Source organism: Clostridium sp. DSM 17811, from assembly GCF_018861905.1.
In the GTDB taxonomy this organism is placed as follows: Bacteria; Bacillota; Clostridia; order Clostridiales; family Clostridiaceae; genus Clostridium_AD; species Clostridium_AD frigoriphilum.
In genome coordinates, this window is the sequence record NZ_JAHLDU010000009.1 from 23,243 (window position 1) to 45,587 (window position 22,345).

The 22,345-nt window shown below is 29.4% G+C and carries 22 protein-coding genes, 5 tRNA genes and 2 other annotated features; of the genes, 3 read left to right on the forward strand and 24 right to left on the reverse strand.

Translation table 11 applies throughout. The features are described 5' to 3' along the window. Positions 1–101: 101 nt before the first annotated feature. The 3 genes from KPL44_RS12590 to KPL44_RS12600 form a co-directional block, all read right to left on the reverse strand. Positions 102–485, reverse strand: coding sequence for a response regulator (locus KPL44_RS12590; RefSeq protein WP_216250751.1), 384 nt, complete (start codon positions 483–485; stop codon positions 102–104). A 38-nt stretch (positions 486–523) separates the two neighbouring features. After that, positions 524–1,276, reverse strand: a complete 753-nt coding sequence (locus tag KPL44_RS12595) for a LytR/AlgR family response regulator transcription factor (protein WP_216250753.1) — start codon at positions 1,274–1,276, stop codon at positions 524–526. A 130-nt stretch (positions 1,277–1,406) separates the two neighbouring features. Then, positions 1,407–2,054, reverse strand: coding sequence for a sensor histidine kinase (locus KPL44_RS12600; RefSeq protein WP_216250755.1), 648 nt, complete (start codon positions 2,052–2,054; stop codon positions 1,407–1,409). Positions 2,055–2,261: 207 nt separating this feature from the next. Between KPL44_RS12600 and KPL44_RS12605 the strand changes: the two genes are divergently transcribed. Further along, positions 2,262–2,753 carry a YajQ family cyclic di-GMP-binding protein gene (locus KPL44_RS12605; protein WP_216172607.1) on the forward strand — a complete coding sequence of 164 codons (492 nt, stop codon included), beginning with the start codon at positions 2,262–2,264 and terminating at the stop codon, positions 2,751–2,753. Positions 2,754–3,063: 310 nt separating this feature from the next. Continuing rightward, entirely contained in the window at positions 3,064–3,309 is a 246-nt protein-coding gene (locus KPL44_RS12610; protein WP_071614011.1) for an AbrB/MazE/SpoVT family DNA-binding domain-containing protein, read from the forward strand. 80 nt (positions 3,310–3,389) lie between these two features. Here KPL44_RS12610 and KPL44_RS12615 read toward each other — a convergent pair whose 3' ends face one another. The 13 genes from KPL44_RS12615 to ytxC all read right to left on the reverse strand — a co-directional run bounded on the left by KPL44_RS12615 (position 3,390) and on the right by ytxC (position 19,008). After that, complete coding sequence (locus KPL44_RS12615) at positions 3,390–3,815, reverse strand: zinc-ribbon domain-containing protein (RefSeq protein WP_216250756.1); 426 nt, start codon at positions 3,813–3,815, stop codon at positions 3,390–3,392. A gap of 559 nt (positions 3,816–4,374) precedes the next feature. Further along, complete coding sequence (locus tag KPL44_RS12620; RefSeq protein ID WP_331702137.1) at positions 4,375–6,741, reverse strand: ATP-dependent DNA helicase; 2,367 nt, start codon at positions 6,739–6,741, stop codon at positions 4,375–4,377. Between the two features lie 113 nt (positions 6,742–6,854). Continuing rightward, positions 6,855–8,801, reverse strand: coding sequence for an ABC-F family ATP-binding cassette domain-containing protein (locus KPL44_RS12625; RefSeq protein WP_216250757.1), 1,947 nt, complete (start codon positions 8,799–8,801; stop codon positions 6,855–6,857). Between the two features lie 189 nt (positions 8,802–8,990). Further along, the gene (locus KPL44_RS12630; protein ID WP_216250758.1) at positions 8,991–9,590 is read right to left on the reverse strand and encodes a cell division protein ZapA; all 600 of its coding nucleotides are present in this window, start codon (positions 9,588–9,590) and stop codon (positions 8,991–8,993) included. A 178-nt stretch (positions 9,591–9,768) separates the two neighbouring features. Then, on the reverse strand, positions 9,769–12,150 hold the full coding sequence (pheT, locus tag KPL44_RS12635) for a phenylalanine--tRNA ligase subunit beta (RefSeq protein ID WP_216250759.1): 2,382 nt from the start codon (positions 12,148–12,150) through the stop codon (positions 9,769–9,771). Positions 12,151–12,239: 89 nt separating this feature from the next. Beyond that, on the reverse strand, positions 12,240–13,259 hold the full coding sequence (pheS, locus tag KPL44_RS12640) for a phenylalanine--tRNA ligase subunit alpha (RefSeq protein ID WP_216250762.1): 1,020 nt from the start codon (positions 13,257–13,259) through the stop codon (positions 12,240–12,242). Positions 13,260–13,333: 74 nt separating this feature from the next. Beyond that, positions 13,334–13,546, reverse strand: a binding site (T-box leader). 74 nt (positions 13,547–13,620) lie between these two features. Beyond that, positions 13,621–14,406: a TrmH family RNA methyltransferase gene (locus tag KPL44_RS12645; protein WP_216250764.1), complete on the reverse strand. Its 786-nt coding sequence runs from the start codon at positions 14,404–14,406 to the stop codon at positions 13,621–13,623. 12 nt (positions 14,407–14,418) lie between these two features. Continuing rightward, on the reverse strand, positions 14,419–15,078 hold the full coding sequence (locus tag KPL44_RS12650) for a potassium channel family protein (protein ID WP_216250766.1): 660 nt from the start codon (positions 15,076–15,078) through the stop codon (positions 14,419–14,421). A gap of 11 nt (positions 15,079–15,089) precedes the next feature. Then, positions 15,090–16,454, reverse strand: a complete 1,365-nt coding sequence (locus tag KPL44_RS12655; RefSeq protein ID WP_216250769.1) for a TrkH family potassium uptake protein — start codon at positions 16,452–16,454, stop codon at positions 15,090–15,092. Between the two features lie 140 nt (positions 16,455–16,594). Next, positions 16,595–16,954, reverse strand: coding sequence for a 50S ribosomal protein L20 (rplT, locus tag KPL44_RS12660; RefSeq protein ID WP_071614021.1), 360 nt, complete (start codon positions 16,952–16,954; stop codon positions 16,595–16,597). Positions 16,955–16,979: 25 nt separating this feature from the next. Then, a complete protein-coding gene (rpmI, locus tag KPL44_RS12665) occupies positions 16,980–17,177 on the reverse strand; it encodes a 50S ribosomal protein L35 (protein WP_071614022.1) in 198 nt (65 codons plus the stop codon). 19 nt (positions 17,178–17,196) lie between these two features. Further along, positions 17,197–17,724 carry a translation initiation factor IF-3 gene (gene infC / locus KPL44_RS12670; protein ID WP_216123996.1) on the reverse strand — a complete coding sequence of 176 codons (528 nt, stop codon included), beginning with the start codon at positions 17,722–17,724 and terminating at the stop codon, positions 17,197–17,199. 36 nt (positions 17,725–17,760) lie between these two features. Further along, positions 17,761–17,872, reverse strand: a sequence feature (ribosomal protein L20 leader region). 236 nt (positions 17,873–18,108) lie between these two features. Further along, positions 18,109–19,008 carry a putative sporulation protein YtxC gene (gene ytxC, locus KPL44_RS12675; RefSeq protein ID WP_216250772.1) on the reverse strand — a complete coding sequence of 300 codons (900 nt, stop codon included), beginning with the start codon at positions 19,006–19,008 and terminating at the stop codon, positions 18,109–18,111. A 149-nt stretch (positions 19,009–19,157) separates the two neighbouring features. On the opposite strand from ytxC, the gene KPL44_RS12680 reads away from it, so the two are divergent. After that, complete coding sequence (locus KPL44_RS12680; protein WP_216250775.1) at positions 19,158–19,853, forward strand: DUF6873 family GME fold protein; 696 nt, start codon at positions 19,158–19,160, stop codon at positions 19,851–19,853. Between the two features lie 391 nt (positions 19,854–20,244). Here the strand turns inward: KPL44_RS12680 and lepB are convergent, their stop codons facing one another. The 8 genes from lepB to KPL44_RS12720 form a co-directional block, all read right to left on the reverse strand. Next, positions 20,245–20,784: a signal peptidase I gene (gene lepB / locus KPL44_RS12685; RefSeq protein ID WP_216250780.1), complete on the reverse strand. Its 540-nt coding sequence runs from the start codon at positions 20,782–20,784 to the stop codon at positions 20,245–20,247. A gap of 21 nt (positions 20,785–20,805) precedes the next feature. Beyond that, positions 20,806–21,045 (reverse strand): hypothetical protein, encoded by a 240-nt coding sequence (locus KPL44_RS12690; RefSeq protein ID WP_216250785.1) that lies wholly within the window; start codon positions 21,043–21,045, stop codon positions 20,806–20,808. Beyond that, positions 21,029–21,580: an RNA polymerase sigma factor gene (locus KPL44_RS12695; RefSeq protein ID WP_216250788.1), complete on the reverse strand. Its 552-nt coding sequence runs from the start codon at positions 21,578–21,580 to the stop codon at positions 21,029–21,031. Before KPL44_RS12695 ends, KPL44_RS12690 begins: the two co-directional genes overlap by 17 nt. 229 nt (positions 21,581–21,809) lie before the next feature. After that, positions 21,810–21,884, reverse strand: a tRNA-Cys gene (locus tag KPL44_RS12700). A 23-nt stretch (positions 21,885–21,907) separates the two neighbouring features. Beyond that, a tRNA-Gly gene (locus tag KPL44_RS12705) sits at positions 21,908–21,982 on the reverse strand. Positions 21,983–21,987: 5 nt separating this feature from the next. Continuing rightward, positions 21,988–22,063 (reverse strand) — tRNA-Phe (locus tag KPL44_RS12710). Positions 22,064–22,094: 31 nt separating this feature from the next. Beyond that, positions 22,095–22,171 (reverse strand) — tRNA-Asp (locus KPL44_RS12715). 5 nt (positions 22,172–22,176) lie between these two features. Further along, a tRNA-Val gene (locus tag KPL44_RS12720) sits at positions 22,177–22,252 on the reverse strand. Positions 22,253–22,345 lie beyond the last annotated feature (93 nt).

Genomic DNA, 22,345 nt, shown 5'->3' on the forward strand with positions numbered 1-22,345 from the left:
TTTAAAGACTTTGTACCCTTCTGATTATGAACTTTGGATTTAACATATATATAAATATAAAAATAGACTTACTCCTTTATTTTAAAAACATAAGAGTAAATCTATATAATTTTTATCTCCAATACATTTTCGGCTATAGCTAAAACTTCATTAAAGTGAAAAGGCTTAGTAATGTAATTATCGCACATTACTTGTCTTCCTCTATATTTATCATCTTCTCGCCCTTTAGCTGTTAAAAGCACTATATATATACCTTGCAACCTTAGTTCCTTTTTCACTATATTACATACCTCATATCCATTTATTGTAGGCATCATAATATCTAAAAAAACCAAGCTAGGCCTCTCACTTTTAATTATATCCAAAGCTTGCTTTCCATCTTCGGCTAAAAGTATCTCTACATCTTTCTCTTTAAAATCCTCAAGTATCTCCTCTAGTAATAATCTATTATTAACTTCATCATCTACTATTAATATTTTCTTCATTTATACCTCTCATTTCTTATCATAAATAAAAACAATAATTACATATTGAGTATTCTTCTAAACTCTTTAACATAGTGTCTACTTACAGGAACTTCCTCTTCCCAGTCTTCTATTTGAAGAACAAAAGTACTATTGAACCATGGTACTATTTTATAAATGCTATCTAAATTTACTAAATAACTTTTATGACTTCTAAAAAAGTTTTGATTAATCAACTTATTTCCTAATTGATTTAACGTATAATTTGTTGTATATGCAGCCTTTCTAGTAAAGGCAAACACCTCTTTATTAATCACTGTGCAATATAATATGTCCCTTGGATGCACAAGAAAAATACATTCATCCTTCCAAAGTGCTAACTTTACCATACCTACATTTGATATTTTTTCTAAAAGTACTCTTTGTTCTAAAAGTATATTTTTACTACAATTATGTCTTTCCTCTATCTTATCCATGGTGAGAGCGAGCCTTTTCTCTGAGAATGGTTTCAAAACATAATCAATAACATTAATTTCAAAAGCTCTTATAGCATATTTATCAAATACTGTTGCAAATACAATATTTACTGAAAAATCCAACTTATATATCTCCTTAGCCAAAGTAATACCATCAATTTCTGGCATTTCTATATCTAAAAAAACAATTTCCGGTTTAGATTTCTTTATAAATTCTAAAGCTTTTAATGGGCTTAAAAACTTACCTATAATCTCTATTTCACTCTTTTTATTTAAAATAAAACTTAATTCGTCTAAAGATAATTGTTCATCATCTACTAAAACTACTCTTAACATAAAAACCCCCACCCATACTAATATTTCATCATACTTGCAATAATGCATTGTTACAATTTTACTTCACGCTGAAAATATTGTCAATTTAATGCTATAATTAATCCTTTTAGTCAATATATATAATAAGAAATCAAACAAATTTTATATGTTCTATAGGTATATACAAGGTTATATATGTTCCAATTAGCAATGTACTAATTACTTCCAACTTGGCATTATATAAATCTTTATATAATGAATTTAAGTTTGAAGTAGATCCATAATTTTCACCATCTAATATTTGTTTTATTTGAGACTGTTCCATTCCAACACCATCATCTTTAATCCTTATTACTATTTTATCCATTTTTCTTGTAATTATAAAAGTTATAGTACCACCATGAATTTTCTTTAAAATTCCATGCTTAATTGAGTTATCTATTAAATTGTATAATGAATTTTTAGGTATTAAAAAATTTATATCTTCTTCTATGTAATATTCACAATTCAGTCTGTCCCCAAACCTTACCTTTTGAATATATAAATATGATTTTATGTATTCTATTTCTTCTTGTAATAGTATAGTTTTATCTGTTACATTAAAATTAAATCTCAAATAATTACTAAGTTCTAGAACAACATTCCTAGCTTCCTCAGAATTTTGCCTACAAAGTGATACTATACTATTTAATGTATTAAAGATGAAATGTTGGTTAATATAAAGCACTTTGGGCTTCACTTCCCTTTCATCTTCAATATTCTCTAATTTATTGGACTTCTTTATTTTATTTACTTCCATTGATTTTTCTCCTTATAACTATTTATAAAAACATTATTTTCTATTTATTAAATATATCGTTGATTTATATATTTACCTTAGTTACATAGCCCTAATATTAAAAATTTAATCTTTACTCATTAACTACTGGACATTTACAAACTATTAACCTACTATTAATTAAGAGATTCGAATTAAGTTACATAAATTTATAGGAGGTTTTTAATTATGGCAACTGCACATTCATTTGACGTAGTATCCGATGTAGATATGCAAGAAGTAGATAATGCGATAAACCAAGCATTAAAGGAAATTAAACAAAGATATGATTTTAAAAACACTATTACTGAAATCAAGTTAGGTAAAGAAGATATTAAAATAACATCTGATGATGATTTTAAATTAAAATCTGTTATAGAAGTTCTTGTAGCAAAATTAATTAAAAGAGGAATATCTGGAAAGGCATTAGATCTTGGTAAGCAGGATGTTGCTACTTTAGGTTCTGCAAGACAAACAGCTAAAATTATAAAAGGAATTTCCACAGAAAAAGCTAAAAAGATAATTGCGGAAATTAAATCTAGTAAACTTAAAGTTCAAGCTCAAATTATGGATAACCAGCTAAGAGTTAGCAGTAAAGATCTTGACACTCTACAAGAAGTAATGGCTTTAATAAAATCAAAAGATTTTGATATTGCATTACAATTTACTAATTTTAGATAATTATATTTAAAAAGACTATCTCAAAGTGATTAAAAATTACTTTGAGATAGTCTTTTTTATGTCCATAAATTCTTACACTAATTGCAAACTATTATGAATATTGTAATAATTAAACTATTTTGTATGTTGTATAAGATAGTATAATAATGTTTAAAATGACATAGCATTATATTTTTTTTGCATAATACGTAAATGATTGCTAATTTTTATTATTTTTTTTAAATATTTTCATAAACCTATTGACGTTTTATGTATTATTTGCTACAATTTAATTATAAATAAGTCGAAAGATGTTCGAGGAGGAAATTAAATGAAATCAACAGGTATTGTAAGAAAAGTGGATGAACTTGGAAGAATTGTTATTCCTATAGAATTAAGAAGAACTTTAGATATAGATATCAAGGACGCTTTAGAAATCTATGTAGATGGTGATCAAATCATTCTTAAAAAATATGAACCAGCTTGTATTTTCTGTCAAAATGCAAGAGACGTTGTAAACTATAAAGGCAAAAACATTTGTAAAGATTGTCTTGCTGAATTAGGTTCAGGTAAATAATTTAGGATATTTTTTTTAAATTAAGTATAAGCCTACTAAACAAGAACATAAAAAAGATATCCTTCTAAAGGATATCTTTTTTATGTTCTTAACCTAAACTCGCTACTACATTTTGAACAAGTCACAATAATTTTACCCTTGCGTTTTGGCACCCTTAATTTCTGTCTACATTTGGGACAATAAGTTATCATATAATTTCTTTTTTCTTTAAATTGCTCTAATGGCTTATATTTTTTAATTTTAATCTTAAATTTTTTTATATTTTGTTTAAAACTTTGTCTAAAATTTTTAATTTTATAATGAAAATTTCTTTGTATATTTTCATAGACAAATTTTTCATTATTTCTTCCAGACATGTTAGTTGACCTACTTCTCCAAATTGAATAGATAATAAGTGTCGCCGCTAAAATCCAAGACCTAGTTACAAGCAAAAATATTCCTAGCACTAAGGTTACTTTTGAAAATCTATCCCAACCATAAAGTTCTTTAGAAGATTTAACAAACATTTATACTATTCCTCCTTATTATACTTTTAAATAGATACCGATTCTAAATTGCCACTCTCATATAGTTTATCACTATAAAGCTTTAATCATTATTAATTTTCTGTAAAAGATACTTGATGACAATTAATTGTTTTTTTCAATTTAATATTCCTATCTCAATTCTATATCCCTTATATTTTGTCGAATATTTTTGTCGTTTATAGTTTTAAATTTGTTTAGATTAAACTTTTAATAATTCTATTGACTATTTGTGTAATCCATGGTATTCTTAAATCAAGAAATAAGTCGAAACACATTGATAATATACACACAAAAGATAAATCTTATTTCGACATTAATTGCAAGATTTAAGTACCCCCATAATAAAAGGAAACTATTTATGTCCTATTAGTAAACTATTATCGTATTCATGGATGTAAATATTTTATGTAGATGTATTTGTAGCTGTTATAAATAAATTATGTTTCCTTTCTTTATCCCCCCCCAATATATTAATAAATATACTTTAAGTATAAAAAAAACTTGAGCATTCGCTCAAGTTTTTTTATTTCAAAATGTATTATTTCCAAAAATCACAAATTTCTTCACTTGCATGAATATTGTTATTAATTATTTGATAATTGTTCCATTCTTTTGGAAATAGTCTTCTATACCTTTGATTAAGAAATCTATCATCTATTAAAAGTACAGTTCCTCTGTCCTCTTCTGTTCTAATCACTCTTCCTGCTGCCTGTAGTACTTTATTCATACCTGGGTACATATAAGAATATTCATACCCACAATTGCTTTTATTATTAAAGTAATCTTTAATAATTTCCCGTTCAAAGCAAATCATAGGATGCCCTACCCCAATGATTATAACACCAATCAATGCGTCACCTTTTAAATCAATTCCTTCTGAGAAAATACCACCTAAAACTCCAAACCCTAGAATATTATCCTTACCATCTCTATTAAAATTCTTAAGGAATTCTTCCCTAGCCTCTTCAGTCATTGCATTACCTTGAATACTAACTTTCACATTTGGATATATCTTTGAAAACCTATTAAAAACGACGTCCATATATTTATATGACGGAAAAAACACCATGTAATTTCCCTTTTTAGCCTTTATCACAGAATATATATATTCTACTATTTTGGGGTAACTGTTTTCTCTCCTATTATATCTAGTAGAAATATCCTTAGCTATCATAACTTTAAGTTTATTTTTATCAAATGGGGAATTTAGCGTTAAATTGTAATCCTTGCTTTGCCCACCTAAAATTTCTTTAAAATATGATAGAGGAAGTAGTGTTGCAGAGAAATATATCACCGATCGCCCTCTTTTAGATGCTTCTCTTAAAAGCTTAGATGGATCTAAGCAAAATATTTTTAACACTACATCATCTTCTATACTTTCTACATAAGTTATATATTTATCATCGTATAGTTCAGCTATTCTTATAAAACTGAGTGAATTAAAATACAATTCTAAAAAGTTATCATATATTTCAGATTTTTCATTTTTAGTGAGCCATATTTCTAATATCTTAGTAAGCCTTGTAAGAAGATTAAATACTTCTACGGGTTCAGATTCTTGTTTATAATACCCATCTTCATTGCACATTTTTTTCATATTTAACATAAAAGAATTTAATTTACTTAATATCTTATACATTTGATCATTTTTGCCTTTTATATCTTTTTTCAATTGTAAAAGTAATTTCTTATTAATTTGGGATGAAAACATTTCTCTTGCCCTATCTACTAGGTTGTGAGCTTCATCAACCAATATAGTATAATCGCCCTTGTTATCGGTAAAGAATCTTTTTAAGTAGACCCTAGGGTCAAATACATAATTATAATCGCATATAACACAATCAGCCCACAAAGTTAAATCTAATGAAAATTCAAAAGGACATACATTATGTTTATTCGAATACATCTCAATTATATCTCTACTAAACGTATTTTCATTCTTCAATATATCAAAAATGGCATCATTAACCCTATCAAAATGTCCTTTTGCAAATTTACATTGTTCTGGATTACATGCACTGCCCTTACTAAAACATACTTTATCCTTTGCAGTTATTGTAATGGTCTTAAACTCAAGACCTCGCTCTTTCATTTTATCAAATGCATCCTGTGCAACTTGTCTTGTTATAGTTTTTGCAGTTAAGTAAAAAATTTTTGAGGTATACCCTTCGCCAATGGCCTTAATGCTTGGGAACAATGTAGATATAGTTTTACCTATTCCAGTGGGAGCTTGCACAAACATTTTTTTGCCTTCTACTATTGTTTTGTATACAGAAACTGCTAGTTCTCTTTGTCCCTCCCTATAACTATCAAAAGGAAACTTTAAATCTTTTATAGTCGTGTCACGCTTCATATTCCACTCATTTGTAATGTTCGCCCATATAAAATAATTAGAAATAATTTCATCAAAGAACTCTTTGAGTTTATTAATTGAAAAAGCTTTAATAAATCGCTTAGTTTTCTCGCTACTTATTTCATAATATGTTAATTGAACATTAATAAGCGTAAGATCATTTTGGATCCCATATATATATGCATAACACTTAGCTTGAGCCCAGTGGATATTATTGTAATCTTCTTTTATAAATTCTATATCTTTAGTAACTGTTTTAATTTCATCTATGGTGACTTTTCCATCTTTTATTAGAATACCATCGGCTCGTCCATCAATTACAATAGTAATATCATTATGTATTGTTATATGTTTCAAACTTACCTCAGATAAATATTCCTCGTTAAATAAGACAGAATACTTTTCACTATTTTCTTTTTGAATCTTTTGATGTGCTTTTGTACCCTCTACAGCCCTGCTGCTTCCCATAAACCGCATATCCAAATCCCCAGCTCTTAGTACAAACTCCACTAAGTTACGCACAGATATTTTTATGTCTCTACTTTTATCCACAGGTTATACCTTCTTTATTATTTAAACGACATTTCAGAAGGTAAATCTCACCCTTCTATAAGTGTGAGATTTACCTTCTGAAGTCGTTAATATTCAACTCCGAAAGAGATGATTTAACTATTTTTCTGAGATTCTATTTTTTCTACTAATTCATTTAAATATGTCCAACGCTTCATTAAATATTCAGTCTCTACTTTAATAGTTTTTTGCTGCTGTACCAGTTCTTCTAAATATTCAAAGTCACTACTACCAGCATTAATTTTTTTATTAACATCTACAAGTTCTGATTCCTTCTGCTCAATTGCACCGTCTATTTCATCAAATTCTTTTTTTTCTTTAAACGTAAACTTCAAAGGCTTATCATTTTTAATGTCTTGATTATCATCCATAGCAACTTCTTTATTATCAAGCTCCTTCTTTTCTTCTTTATTCACATCATTATTACCTTCTAGCACCTCGGGGTTTTTTTCTATATATTCTTGATAATCAGTATAATTTCCAACAAATTGTACTATTTTTGCATTGCCCTCAAAACTGAATATTTTATCAGATACTCTATCTAAAAAGTATCTATCATGTGATACAGTTATAACAACACCATTAAATCCGTCTAAATAATCTTCAAGTACAGCTAGTGTTTGAATATCAAAGTCATTAGTCGGCTCGTCTAAAAATAATACATTTGGAGCTTCCATAAGAATTCTTAATAAATACAACCTTCGTTTTTCTCCACCTGATAAGCTAGAAATAAAGGAATGTTTCGTATTTTTATCAAATAAAAATCTCTCAAGCATTTGCGAAGCTGTAATCTTTTCTCCACTACCTGTAGATATGTATTCTGCACCTTCTCTTATGTATTCAATTGCACGAAGTTTTTCATTCATCTCACCATTTTCTTGATGGAAAAATCCAATTTTTACTGTTTCGCCCCATTCAACGAGCCCTGCATCTTGTTTTAGTACTCCACTTAAAATATTCATTAGAGTAGATTTTCCCATTCCATTAGGCCCTATAATTCCAACCTTGTCTCTCCTTGTAAATATATGACTAAAATCTTCAATTAATTTTTTTTCACCAAACGCTTTATATATATGTTCAACATTCATAATTTTTTTACCAAGTCTTGTAGATGCCGAAGATAGTTCTAAGTTGTCACTTGAAGTATCTACTTTTCCATCTTTGAGTTCATCAAAACGGTCAATTCTAGCCTTCTGCTTTGTGCTTCTAGCTTTTGCTCCACGTCTTATCCACGCTAGTTCCTTTTTAAACAAACTCTGCCTTTTTCTCTCTAGTGTATCCACTAAAGCCATTCTCTCAACTTTCTTTTCTAAGTATACAGAATAATTACCATCGTAACTATATAAATTACCCTTGTCTAGTTCAAGAATTTTATTTGTTATTCTATCTAAAAAATACCTATCATGGGTAATCATAAGTAGAGCACCTTTTCTTTTGTTTAAAAATTTCTCTAACCAATCAATTATTTTATTATCCATATGATTTGTAGGCTCGTCTAAGATCAATAGATCTGATGGAGTAATAAGTGCACTACATAAAGCTACTCTCTTTCTTTGCCCACCTGAAAGTTCACCTATACGTTGCTTAAAATCAGTTATCCCAAGCTTTGTTAAAATAATTTTAGCATCATCTTGCACTTGCCATCCATTACATGCATCCATTTTATCATTTAGCCTCATGAGTGTATTTAGAGTAGATTCACTTTCTGGATTCTCTTGTAATTTTTCTAAAACTACCTCATATTCCCTTATGACTTTCATAACATCAGTATCACTCTTGAAAATCTGCTCAAGCACTGTAGCTTCTGAATCAAACTCAGGATTTTGAGATAAATACTCTATATTAACCCTATTGCCCTTTATAATTCTGCCCCCATCTGGGACTTCATAGCCAGCAATTATTTTTAAAAAAGTTGATTTTCCAGTACCATTAACACCTATTAATCCCATTTTATCTCCATCACTTATACCTAGTGATACTTTATCAATGAGTATTCTCTCACTATAACTTTTACTCACTTCTTCTATTGTTAACAAATTCATATATGTACCATCCTTTTCATGGCATAACACCATGCTTTAATTATAACTAAATAAATAGCTAAGGTATAGTGGAAAATTTTTAAAAAAGCCTTCCTCTATCCAAAGATATATATTATTTATGTATTCTTAGTCCTTATCAATAAAAAAGTCGCCTTTCGGCGACACCTTAAACATAATCTTAAATAAAATTTATTTTTTACGTGTAACTAAAAGAGGATTGTTTATTTTCTTTTGTTTAGCCAAACTAATTTGATATTCTATCAACTTATTTTGAGAATCAATTATCTTATACTTATAAGACTGAAGCTTAAATTTCATTTCTTTATTTTCCGTTTTAATGCTTCTATTTTCTTCACTAGAAATTTTATTGATCTCTTTCATACCTTCTAATTGATGTTGCATATCTATATTTTCCTGCTCTAGGGTTTTTACATATTCAGTTTTTTCTATATTTTTACATTTATTAAGCAATTCCTGATTGTAATCTTCCATATGGCTTAACTGTTTTTTTAAATCTTCCAACTTACCTGTCAATTCCTTATCATGTTTATCTAATTCTTCACCCTTAGTTGATAGTTCCTTGCAAAGTGAATTGCTTTTAAACATATCATCACCTAAATTTAAAGCCGTTAAAATTGCTGCAGAAGAGGTACTAAGTTTTTCATTATTTCCCATTATATTCTTTATCTTTTTATCAACATAACTGGCTACCATATGTAAATATTCTTCTCTTTCATCACCTTTTAAATTATATTCAATGCCATTTATTTTTATTGTTACAACGTTCATCTAAAACACCCTCTTAGACAGATTAGTTAATCCCATTGTACCACAATATAACTTTTAATAAAACCAATTTTTTGAAATTAATCATACAAATCAAACAATTAATACCTTGATATACTTAATAATAAATATGCATTACATAATTGAAACTCCCTTACTTTAAGGGAGTTTCAATTATTTGCTATTCTCTAAGCTCTGCACCAACTTTATTCTCTAAAGTTCTTAATATTTTCTCGTGTACCTTATTTACTTCATCGTCAGTTAATGTCTTATCTGCCCTTCTGTAGACTATAGCATAGGCTATACTTTTCTTACCCTCTGCTATCTGCTTACCCTTATATACATCAAATAACTTAACACTTTCTAAAATATTACCACCTTGCTTTACAATTACATCCTCAATGTCTTGAACTAAAACTTCATCATCAACTAAAAGAGCAATATCTCTTGTAACAGCAGGAAATTTTGGAAGTGATTTATACTTATTATTTAAATCTGTATTTTTATATAATACATCCAAATTTAATTCTGCGACAAAACATCTTGGTAACACATCATAGTTCTCTGAAACACTCGGATGAATTTCTCCAACCACACCTACAAGTTCTCTCTTCACATACAAATTTGATGTTTTTCCTGGATGATAAGTAGGATTTTCACTTTCCCTTTTATATGATGCATTTTTTATTCCCAAATTATCCAATACATTTTCAACGACACCCTTTAAATCCAAATAATCAACATTTCCATACATTCCTATTGTTAATATATTTCTTTCCTCTGGAAGCTTATCTAAACAAGCGTCAGGTATATAAACCTTACCTATTTCAAACAATCTAACCTCTTCATTATTTCTTGAATAATTTCTTGATAAAGAGTCCATCATAGATGCTATAGTTGTAGTTCTCATTATGCTATAATCTTCACCTAGTGGATTTTTTATAGTAACCACTTTCCTTAATTCACTCTCTTCTGGTACTAAAAGCTTATCAAATATTTTAGGACTTACGAAAGAATAACTTATTGATTGATTAAGAGAACTTGCAGTTAAAGAAAGAACTACTCTATCTTCTAACTTTTGCTTCTCACTTTTCCCACTTTTTGAAGTTTCGCAATTAGGTAATGTAGATGGTATATTATCGTAACCATATATTCTAGCTATTTCTTCTGCAATATCTTCTCTGATATTAATATCAGATCTATGGGAAGGCGCCTGCACAATTAGAAAATTACCTATTATTTCAGTAGTAAGTTCTAATCTATCAAGATATGATTTCATATCATACTTAGATATATTTGTTCCAAGGAAATTATTAATCCAATTTATATCCACTTCTAGAGTATGAGATTTAATTATTTTTGGATATACATCTATGCATCCCTGCATTATTTCACCCGCACCTAATTCTTCTACTAAATGACAAGCTCTATTAATTGCCATTTCAGCCATATTAGGATCCAAATCTTTTTCAAATTTTGAAGATGCATCAGTTCTTAACAATAATTTTTTCGATGCAAGTCTTATATTAACTCCATCAAAATTTGCGCCTTCAAATATTACGTTTGTGGTGTCTTCTTTAATTTCTGAATTAAGACCTCCCATTATACCTGCAAGTCCTATAGTTCTATCTCCATCTTTTATGGTTAATATACTGTCATCTAACTCTCTTTCTTTTTCATCTAATGTAATAAATTTTTCACCATTCCTAGCTCTTTCGATGACTATGTTATTAGTAGTAATTTGCCTAGCATCAAATGCATGCATAGGTTGACCAAGCTCAACCATAACAAAGTTTGTAATGTCTACTATATTATTAACAGGTCTAATTTCCGCTTCTATAAGTCTTTCTTGCATCCACTGTGGTGATGGCTCAATTTTTACATTTTTTATACCCTTTAACATATATCTTTTGCATAACTCATCCTTAACATCTACCTTATATATATTCTCTACATTCTCCTCTGCAGTAGCTTTATAATCAAGAGCTGGCTTTCTATATTCTGTGCCTAATGTTGCAGCTGTCTCTCTAGCTATTCCTATAATACTAAGACAATCCGCTCTATTAGAAGTTATCTCAAAATCTATTAACGCACTTTGAAGATTTAATACTTCTTTTATATCTTTACCAAGTGGTGTATCCTTTGGTAGTATCATTAACCCCTCAACTGGTTCGTCCACAGCTATTCCAAGTTCTTCCTCAGAACAAAACATACCATTCGATAATATACCACGAAGTTTGCCCTTCTTTATTTTCGCTCCTCCATGTAGTGTTGATTGATGAAGCGCTACTGGTACAATATCATTTTCTTTCATGTTAGTAGCTGCTGTAACAATTTGTGTTGGTGCACTAAGTCCTATATCTACCTGACATACAACTAATTTATCAGCATCTGGATGACTCACAATTTCTATTATTTTTCCTGTAACAACATTTTGAATTTCAGCACCCGAAATAATAACTTCCTCAACTTTTGAACCAGACAAAGTTAATTTGTCACCGAGCTCCTGTGGTGAAATATTTATATCAACATAATCTTTAAGCCATTTAACTGGAACTTTCATAATATATCCTCCTATCATCTGTGTTAGTACAAAACAAGTATTAATTGTTCCGCCCCTTGTAACTATATAAATACCAAATAATTATTAATTTAGAATTGTTTTAAAAATTTCATATCACTTTCATAAAGTGCGCGAATATCGTCTATTCCGTAGTTAAGCATTGTAATTCTATCAAGCCCAAATCCAAAAGCAAAACCACTATAAACTTCTGGGTCAATTCCACAATTTCTTAAAACATCTGGATGAACCATTCCACAACCTAAAAGTTCTATCCAACCGCTTCCACTACAAACCTTGCATCCTTTACCCTTGCACACAAAACAAGTAGCATCCATTTCAGCTGAAGGCTCTGTAAATGGGAAGTGATGTGGTCTAAACTTTGTTTCCATCTTATCTCCAAACATCTTTTGCGTAAATAATTCTAAGGTTCCCTTTAAATCAGCAAATGTAATTCCCTTATCTACTACTAATCCTTCAATTTGATAAAAAATTGGTGAATGAGTAGCATCTGCTGCATCTGACCTGTAAACTTTACCTGGTGAAATCATTTTTATAGGTGGTTTCTGGTTTTCCATAGTTCTTATTTGTACTGGTGATGTTTGAGTTCTTAAAACCACACTATCATTTATATAAAAAGTATCTTGTTCTCCTCTTGCAGGATGGTTTTTAGGTATATTTAATGCTTCAAAATTATAATAATCTGTTTCTACCTCAGGTCCCTCTTCTATTACAAATCCCATAGATAAGAAGATATCATTAATTTTTTCAAGTGTTAGCTCAAGTGGATGTCTTTTCCCTATTATTTGTTTTTTTCCTGGCATAGATATATCTATAACTTCACTTTTTAACTTTAATTCATTTTCTCTCTTCTTTAATTTGTCTGAGGCTTTAGTTATAATTGACTCAATATCCTCGCGTACTTGATTGGCTAATTTCCCAATGACTGGTCTTTCTTCATTTGATAGATTACCCATACCCCTTAATATTTGTGTAAGTTCACCTTTTTTACCTAAATATTTAACTCTAACATTTTCTAATTCTGTTTTAATATCTGCTCCTTTTAATTCTTCTAAAACTGCAGCTTTTATCATTTCCAACTTTTCTTTCATAATGAAAACTCCCTTCATATTTATGTAATATATGTATTTATATTTTTTTATAAAACAAAAAAAACCATCCCCAACAAAGGGACGGAATATCCGCGTTACCACCCTAATTGACTAATAAATAGTCCTCTTAGATAAATTTATCGGTTCTACCCGCTAGCAGTTACTTTATTTCACTGTTAGAACTCCAGAGTGAACTTCAATATAAAAATTATTTTCGAAGCTCTCAATCTAAGGCTTCTTATCCCTGTAAACATTTTTATATTTACTATCTCTATCACAGTTTATTATTCTTCGTTAATTTATGAAAGTATACAAAACATTATAACCATAACTACATAAAATTTCAACTATGAATTGAAAACTATATAATGTTTTTTTGTCTTACAACTTCATACATCATAATTGATGATGCTACTGCCGCATTTAATGATTCTGCACCACCAGGCATAGGAATTTTAATTTTCAAATCACATATCTCATAAACTTCATCGCTAATTCCATTTCCTTCATTTCCAACCGATATGATAATTTTACCTTTTAAATCTACATCGTAAAAATTTTTATCAGTAGCGAGTGAACTAGTTACTAATTTAAATCCACTCATTTTAAGTTTTTGAACTAGTGATAAATCATTATCATAAATAATAGGTATTTTAAAAATAGAACCCATTGTAGCCCTTAATGTTTTCTCATTATAGATATCCACAGTTCCCTTTGTAAGTATAACTCCTAGGGCCCCTGCCGCATGTGCAGTTCTAATTATAGTTCCCATATTTCCTGGATCTTGAATCCTGTCCGCTAACATATAAAATCCATTGTCATATTTGATTTCTACAGGTTTATTTCTAACCGATGCGATAATCCCTTGTGGATTATCTGTATCACAAATGTTTTTAAATAAACTATCAGTAACACCATAAACTTTAGTATTTACCTGTAGCTTATTTTTCATACTGGAGCTCTCAAATTTATCCTCGCCTCTAGCACTTATAAATATATGTACCACTTCAAATCCTGATTCCAAAGCTTCTTCTACAAATCTAAAACCCTCAACTAAAAACATATTACTACTTGTTCTATATCTTTTTTCCTTTAATTTTCTAATATCTTTAATCAATAAATTATCCTTACTCTGAATATATTCCAAACGAAGTACCCCTTATTTAACTAAATTTTCTAACGCATTTAATTCTTCAATGCTACCTATAGCCACAATAATATCCCCTGATTCAATAATATTATCAGCCGATAGCGAAACATCAACATCATTATTTCTTTTTATAGCCATTACATTTATTCCATATTTAGCTCTTATATTTAATTCTCTAAGTGTCTTGTTATGCCATTCTATCGGGCTCACAACTTCAGCAATACTGTAATCAGGCGATAATTCTATGTAATCTAATATATTTGATGACACTAAATTATGAGCAACACGTTCACCCATATCTCGTTCTGGGAAAACAACTCTATCAGCACCTATCTTGTACAATACTTTAGCATGTAATGCATTGGTTGCCTTTGTAATTACATATTTTACTCCCAATTCTTTAACTAATACTGTTGCCAAAATACTAGACTGAATATTATCACCTATACCAATAACTGCACAATCAAAATTACGAATGCCAAGGGCTCTCAAACTATTTTCATCATTTGCATCAACTTGAACCGAATGAGTAACTGAATCTGAAATACTTTGAACTACCTCCTCATCAGAATCAACTGCTAAAACATCGTTTCCCAAAGCATATAATGTTTCAGCAACTGATGTTCCAAATCTTCCAAGTCCTATAACAATAAACTGTTTCTTATTCATTACTTCCACCCCTATCCAATTAAAATTTTACCTTCCGGATATTTTATAGTTCCAGATTTACCGCTTCTTCTTTTAGCTAATGCGAGCATTATAGTAAGCGGTCCCACTCTTCCAGCATACATGGTAAGCGTTATTATTATCTTCCCGACTATTGTTAGCTTTGTAGTTAATCCTAATGTTAATCCAACTGTAGCAAATGCTGAAGTGGCCTCATATAAAAAATATTCAAAAGGAATATTGGATGGCTCCGTAATTGATAATACCATTGTAACTGCTATTACAATTCCCAGGCCAAGAACAGTTATTACTAAGGATTTGTACACAACTTCTTTATTTATACGTCTTTTAAATATTTCAGTATCTTCACGTCCACGAACTACAGATACCACCGTCATAAAAAGCACAATTGCAGTAGTCGTTTTTATTCCACCAGCCGTTGAACCAGGAGACCCACCGATAAACATTAAAATTATCGTTAGAAAATTTCCTGCGCTAGTCATCTTGTCTAATGGAATAGAATTAAACCCAGCTGTTCTAGGTGATACTGATGCAAATATTGAAGATAAAATTTTACCCTTCACAGACATCCCTTTCATAGTGCCCGGATTATTCATTTCAAAAATGAACATGAGAATTGCACCGGTGACGATTAGTACTATTGTTGAATAAATAACTACTTTAGAATGGAGTGATAACCTTTTGTTTCCCTTAGAATTATAAATTTCTACCCAAACATAAAAACCTAATCCCCCTACTGCAATTAATGCTGAAATTGTAAGTATTACTACAGAATTATTAGCATAAGCAGTAACACTTTTAAAATTCCCCATCAAATCAAATCCAGCATTGCAAAATGCAGAAACAGCATGAAATACACTATAATAAATCCCTTTTGCAATTCCAAATTCCGGAATAAATTGTGTTGCAAATAAGACTGCTCCTACTCCTTCAACTGAGAATGTAAATATCAATACATATTTGATCATTTTTACTAACCCCTGCAATGAATTTACATTCATTGCTTCCTGCATTACTAGCCTTTCCTTTAATGTTATTCTCCTTCCAAAAAAGAAAAAAACTAAAGTTGCAACGGACATAAATCCAAGTCCGCCGGTTTCTATTAATAGCATTATTACAGTTTTCCCAAAATAAGTCCAATATGTTCCCGTATCTAGAGTTACAAGACCTGTAACACACACAGCAGATGTAGAAGTGAATATACAATCTATAAATGGTGTAATTTCACCACTTTGAGACGATATTGGTAAGCTAAGTAGTATTGCACCTACAAGTATTACTATAGCAAAACCTAATGCAAGTATCTGAACTGGAGTATATTTCTTTTTCTTGTTAAGAGTTTTTAAATCTAATTCCAAATTATCCACCTCTACACCTTTAATTATTCAAAAATAGTGTTTTTTTATAATTACATTTCATTAATTATAGCACTTAACATATTTTTGTCAAAATACAATAAAAAATGCAGCCATAAGGCTACATTTTCAGATAAATACTTTTAAAGTTTTAATTGTTTTTTTGCAACTTCTACTAATTCAGCAAAAGCTTTTGGATCATTTATAGCAATTTCAGAAAGCATTTTTCTGTTAATATCTATGCCTGCAAGTTTCATACCATTCATAAATCTTGAATATGAAAGGTCGCTTAATCTTGTAGCAGCATTTATTCTAGCTATCCAAAGTGTTCTGAAATCTCTTTTCTTTCTCTTTCTACCTATATATCCGTTTCTTAAACCTCTCATTACTGCTTCATTTGCTGTTTTAAATAACTTACTTCTTCCACCGTAGTAGCCTTTTGCGAGTTTTAATACTTTCTTATGGTTTTTACGAGAGTTAACTGCTCGTTTAATTCTTGCCATTTAATATACCTCCTAATCACCATTTTTATAAGTATGGTAATAATTTTCTCATGTTTTTTATTTGAGTTGTTGAAACATATGCTGTTTTTCTAAGATTTCTTTTTCTTTTAGGACTCTTTTTTGTTAATATATGACTTGTAAAAGCCTTTGCTCTTTTTAATTTTCCTGACCCTGTCTTCTTAAATCTTTTTGCTGCGCCTCTATGTGTTTTCATTTTAGGCATGTAAAATTCCTCCTCTCGGTTATGCTTTTTTGGGAGCTAAAATCATTATCATATTTCTTCCCTCTTGTCTCGCTGGTTTTTCAACAATATAAACATCACCGATTTTTTCTACAAAAGATCTTAATATCTTATGCCCCGCTTTTGAATTTTCAATTTCTCTTCCTCTAAATCTTACAGTTATCTTTACTTTGTCTTCATCTAATAAGAACTTTTTAGCATTGCTAGCCTTAATAGAAATATCATGGTCTTGTATTGTTGCACTCAATCGTATTTCTTTAAGAGTTACAACCTTTTGTTTCTTTTTAGCTTCTTTTTCTTTCTTTTGTTTTTCATATTCAAATTTACCAATATCCATTATTCTACATACTGGTGGTTTTGCAGTTGGTGACATCATAACAAGATCTAAGTCACTATCTTCTGCAAGCTTTATTGCATCTTTAGTATCTAAAATGCCAAGTGCAGAACCATCTGCTGCAATAACCCTTATTTCTTTATCTCTTATTTCTTCATTCATCATAAAATTTTTGTTTTTACTAATAATTTTCACCTCCAGGTGTACTTGCTTAAATTTTTTTATATTATTCAATAATAAAAAGGACGGCATAAATGCCGTCCTTAATAGTAACAATTTAAATTACTAATCAACCTAACTAGCTTTGCTGTTAGGTGAGAAACGGCTGTTTCTTCTTGTTAAAATAATTCTATTATATAAAATATCATTTAAAAATATTTTTTATATTTCATTCACAACAATTTATATTATATTATAATATTGTTTAATTGTCAATTATAATATTGTTTAATTTTTAATTATATATGATATTGTTTAATTGTTACTTATAATTTGTATAATATTGTTTCTTTATATATTTGACTAATATCGTTTATTTGCTTCACTCATATATAACCTTTTTACTACCATATAACAACCTTATACTAATATTCCATTTTTAATCTTCTCACATTCAATACACGTATCACAATAATAAACTTTATCTGTAAAAACCTTGCTTATCGTTTCAATTAACTCCTTATTTTTACAATGCTTGACGCAGTGTATAATCACTTTTTTAGGAGCACTAGATATCATGGTGCTAATTATAAGTTCTTCTTGGTTTTCTATTGAATCAAATTTAACATCTGGTAACTCACCCATCATACTTTCTACTAAATTATTACCTTCTTTATCTCTTAAATGATAATTGCCATCTTTTTCAATTAGAATATTAACTTCATCTACCTTGCTCTCCTGAATATCAACGAAGTATTTAAGAAGTTTTATAAACTCATTATATTCTTTTTCTACCATATATTCTTCTACAACTTTATCAACTATACTCTCTAGGTCCTCATTTAGTTCTTTTGACCTGAATGTTAAAAATCCACTTATATTAATTTCATTATTTTCTTCTATACATTTTGTTATTTTATCAATAATAACATTTTTTCTATTTATACAATATACCATATTAGAACCAGATATTTCCCCCTCATTAAACAATGCTTTTTGTATCCTAGGTTTAACTTGTTTTATTTCATCATATTGTAGAAAGAAATATGTTTCAGTAAGGAAATCATTTATTCCTTTTTTACAAAACTCGCTTGTTACTATTTTATATAACATATTTGCAACATTCAAATTAAATGTTTTGATACTACTATCACTTATATTGTCATCACTACAAAAGAACTTAATAAAATGCATATCTTCTACTATGCTTTCAGATATACCTAAAATTGTTTTTTTATATTCAAAACATTTTTTTATCGCATTTATCTCGTCAATAATGTATTCCATACTCCTATTATATACAACGGTTAATAAAAGCATTTCGCACACTCCCTTCTTATTACGGTAGTATGTGTGTAATATTAATGTATATGCAAAATAAATTAAACAATTATCGACATATTGCAAATTGTAATAACTTTATGTTATAAAATATATATAATAAAATACATATTAAATAGGAGTTCACAATGAAAAATATTATTGTAGATTTTAGAATTCATAATGATGAAAAAAAATGTTTGATTTCTAAAGGGTATAACTTGCTTATTTGCCCTCCGAGTAATCTTTTATATGATGCTGTATGTGGTCACCCCGATATGCTTTTGCACATTTTAGGAAATACCATTGTAGTACATAAAGATATGGATAGTGACTTTATAGAAAGCCTAGTTTTACAAAATTACAAAGTTTATAAATCAAAATCCGCTTTAAAAATGAATTACCCTTATAATATCTGTCTAAATTCATTAAGCATACGTAATCTTTTTGTTCATTTTATTAATTATACCGATGAGAATCTTTTATTGATTACAAAAGATAAAAAATTAGTAAATGTAAAACAAGGTTATACAAAATGTTCTACTTGCATTGTAAATGATCATGCAGTTATAACTAGTGATGTTACTATTGCCAAGGCTCTAAACCTTGAAAAGATAGATGTATTATTACTTCCTCCTGGTGATATTCTTCTTCCAGGGCTTAATTACGGTTTTATCGGTGGTGCAACAGGTCTTATCGAAGATAATGTTTTAGCTTTTTATGGTCACTTAGATTATTATTTATATGGAAAAGAGGTATTGGCTTTTTTAAATAAGCACAAGGTAGAACCTGTGTTTTTAAGAGATGGCAAGCTCGTTGATCGTGGTAGCATTTTTAGGATTTAGTAAAAATATGAGTGTTTCCGAAAGAACTTTCTCCTGCATTGCTCCAAATAAGAGTTTAAAACGTAACCTAAATGGTTTCCTAATAGTATGCTATAACGAAAAGTATATATTGCTCTAAGGCTTTCACTTCGCTTAGTAATTCTAAAATTTATTATATTTGTAGCTGCTAAAACCCGCAAACTCGCTTTCGCTCAAACATGCGGTTTTCTTTACGCAGCTTCAACTAGAATAAATTAAGAATTACTAAAGCTTGTTCAAATGCCTTTTACACAACATATACTTTTATTAGCATCCTATAAGAAAATTATTTATTATATAAAATAAATACATTAAGTTGAAAAATAAAAAACTTAAGTGCTTATTTAATATTTCAGTATAAATCTCAGCAATCCTAATGATTAAGAGCATCATTACCTATTACAAATTTCCCAAATCTTTTAAATGGGTATGTAATAAACTGTGCTTTCCCTTTTATATCCTTCCCATCGATATATGGATTTTCCCATTTTCTAGCATCCAATGAACTTGCTCTATTATCACCGAAAAACAAATATTTATTTTCTGGAACTTTAAATTTTATATCTAAATCTTCCTTATTTACTACATACGGCTGAGCGATTTCACTTCCATTTATAAATACACGCCCTTTCTCTTTTACAACAACCTCGTCTCCAGGAAGTCCTATTAATCTCTTTATCATTACCTCTTTTAGTTCATCAGATTTGAAAACTATTATATCTCCACTTTTTAATTTCGCTTTATTATAAACTTTTGTAACAAGAATTCTATCTCCTGACTTTATAGTTGGATACATTGATCCTGATGGAACCTTAACTTGGAAAAATAGTAGGTTATTTATTAAAACCACCAAAATTATTGCTGCAAGTATCGGTAATAACCATTCTTTGATAATATTTTTTAAACTCTTCATTAATTTAACCCCCTTGTATAATTAAGATGTGATAATTGGAGTGAAAACAGTCATATATATATATAACAAAATCCATAATTGAATCGCTAATTTAAAAATTTTTTGAGGAATCAACAAAAGACGAGATGAATAACAAAAACTGCCTTGATATGAATTATAACAAAGTTTTTGATATATTCTTTCTTTTGTTCCCTCCGGTGGATCAATTTGTACATCTATCGATTTAAACATTTTTTTAAAAATTTCATCCTCTTTTATCATATAATTCATCTCCTTCTATCTTGTTATATTCTTTTTTAAACCTGATTTTTGCTCTTTGTAATATGCCATCAATAGATTTCGGAGTTTTACATAAGTATTTTGAAATATCTTTTACACTATAGTCATCTATATATTTCAGAATAAGAACATACTTATAAATAGGCTTTAATTTATTTAAGGTTTCTAAAATCACCTTTCTAGTTTCCAAATTGATAACCATAAATTCAACATCTTGGTTATCTACTAGATAATTCAATTCTTCTGCATAATTAGGCCCCTCCTTCCTAATATTATCTCTATAATAATTCATTATTTTATTTTTTGCTATTCCACAAAGCCAAGTTTTATATGAACTTGTAGCTTTGTAGTTTGTAAGTCCTTTCATAGCACTGATAAATATCTCTTGAACTAGGTCTTCAGTAGCTTCTTTATTTGCTGCTAATCTTAAAAATACAAAAGAATAAACATAATTAAAATTTTTTTCATATATTTCCTTAAAATTTTCTTTATTCATTTTAAAAATATTTTTTATCATTTTTTCCACCTAACTACTTTTAATGCTAAAGTATATTTTCTATAACTATTAATAATTTACCATATTTTCAAGTCCTTTCATATCTTTAGTAACATAAAAAGAGGAAATCCCCTGAAAAAGATTAATAATATAATAAAAAATCTACAATACTTTCACATTCTATTTTTATACAATAAAAAAAGTAGCCTAGATACTGAAAGATCAGTATCTAGACTACTTTTTAATATTTTGGAGGCGCCACCCGGATTTGAACCGGGGAATAAAGGTTTTGCAGACCTTGACCTTACCGCTTGGCTATAGCGCCATATTATGAAACTTTAAAATAATTGGAGCGGAAGACGAGATTCGAACTCGCGACGTCCACCTTGGCAAGGTGGCACTCTACCACTGAGCTACTTCCGCAACACTGGTGGCTAAACCCGGAATCGAACCAGGGACACGAGGATTTTCAGTCCTCTGCTCTACCGACTGAGCTATTTAGCCTTAATGCTTTTTAAAATTTATAAAATTTTAATGGCGACTCAAAAGGGACTCGGACCCTCGACCTCCGCCGTGACAGGGCGGCACTCTAACCAACTGAGCTATTGAGCCATATGTGGTGGGAACAATAGGGTTCGAACCTATGACCCTCTGCTTGTAAGGCAGATGCTCTCCCAGCTGAGCTATGCTCCCACATGTATTAATGCAACTATTATAGTCTACATCATTTCATAAAACTTGTCAACAACTTTATGTGTTAATCGTTTTATATACTTGATTACTTAC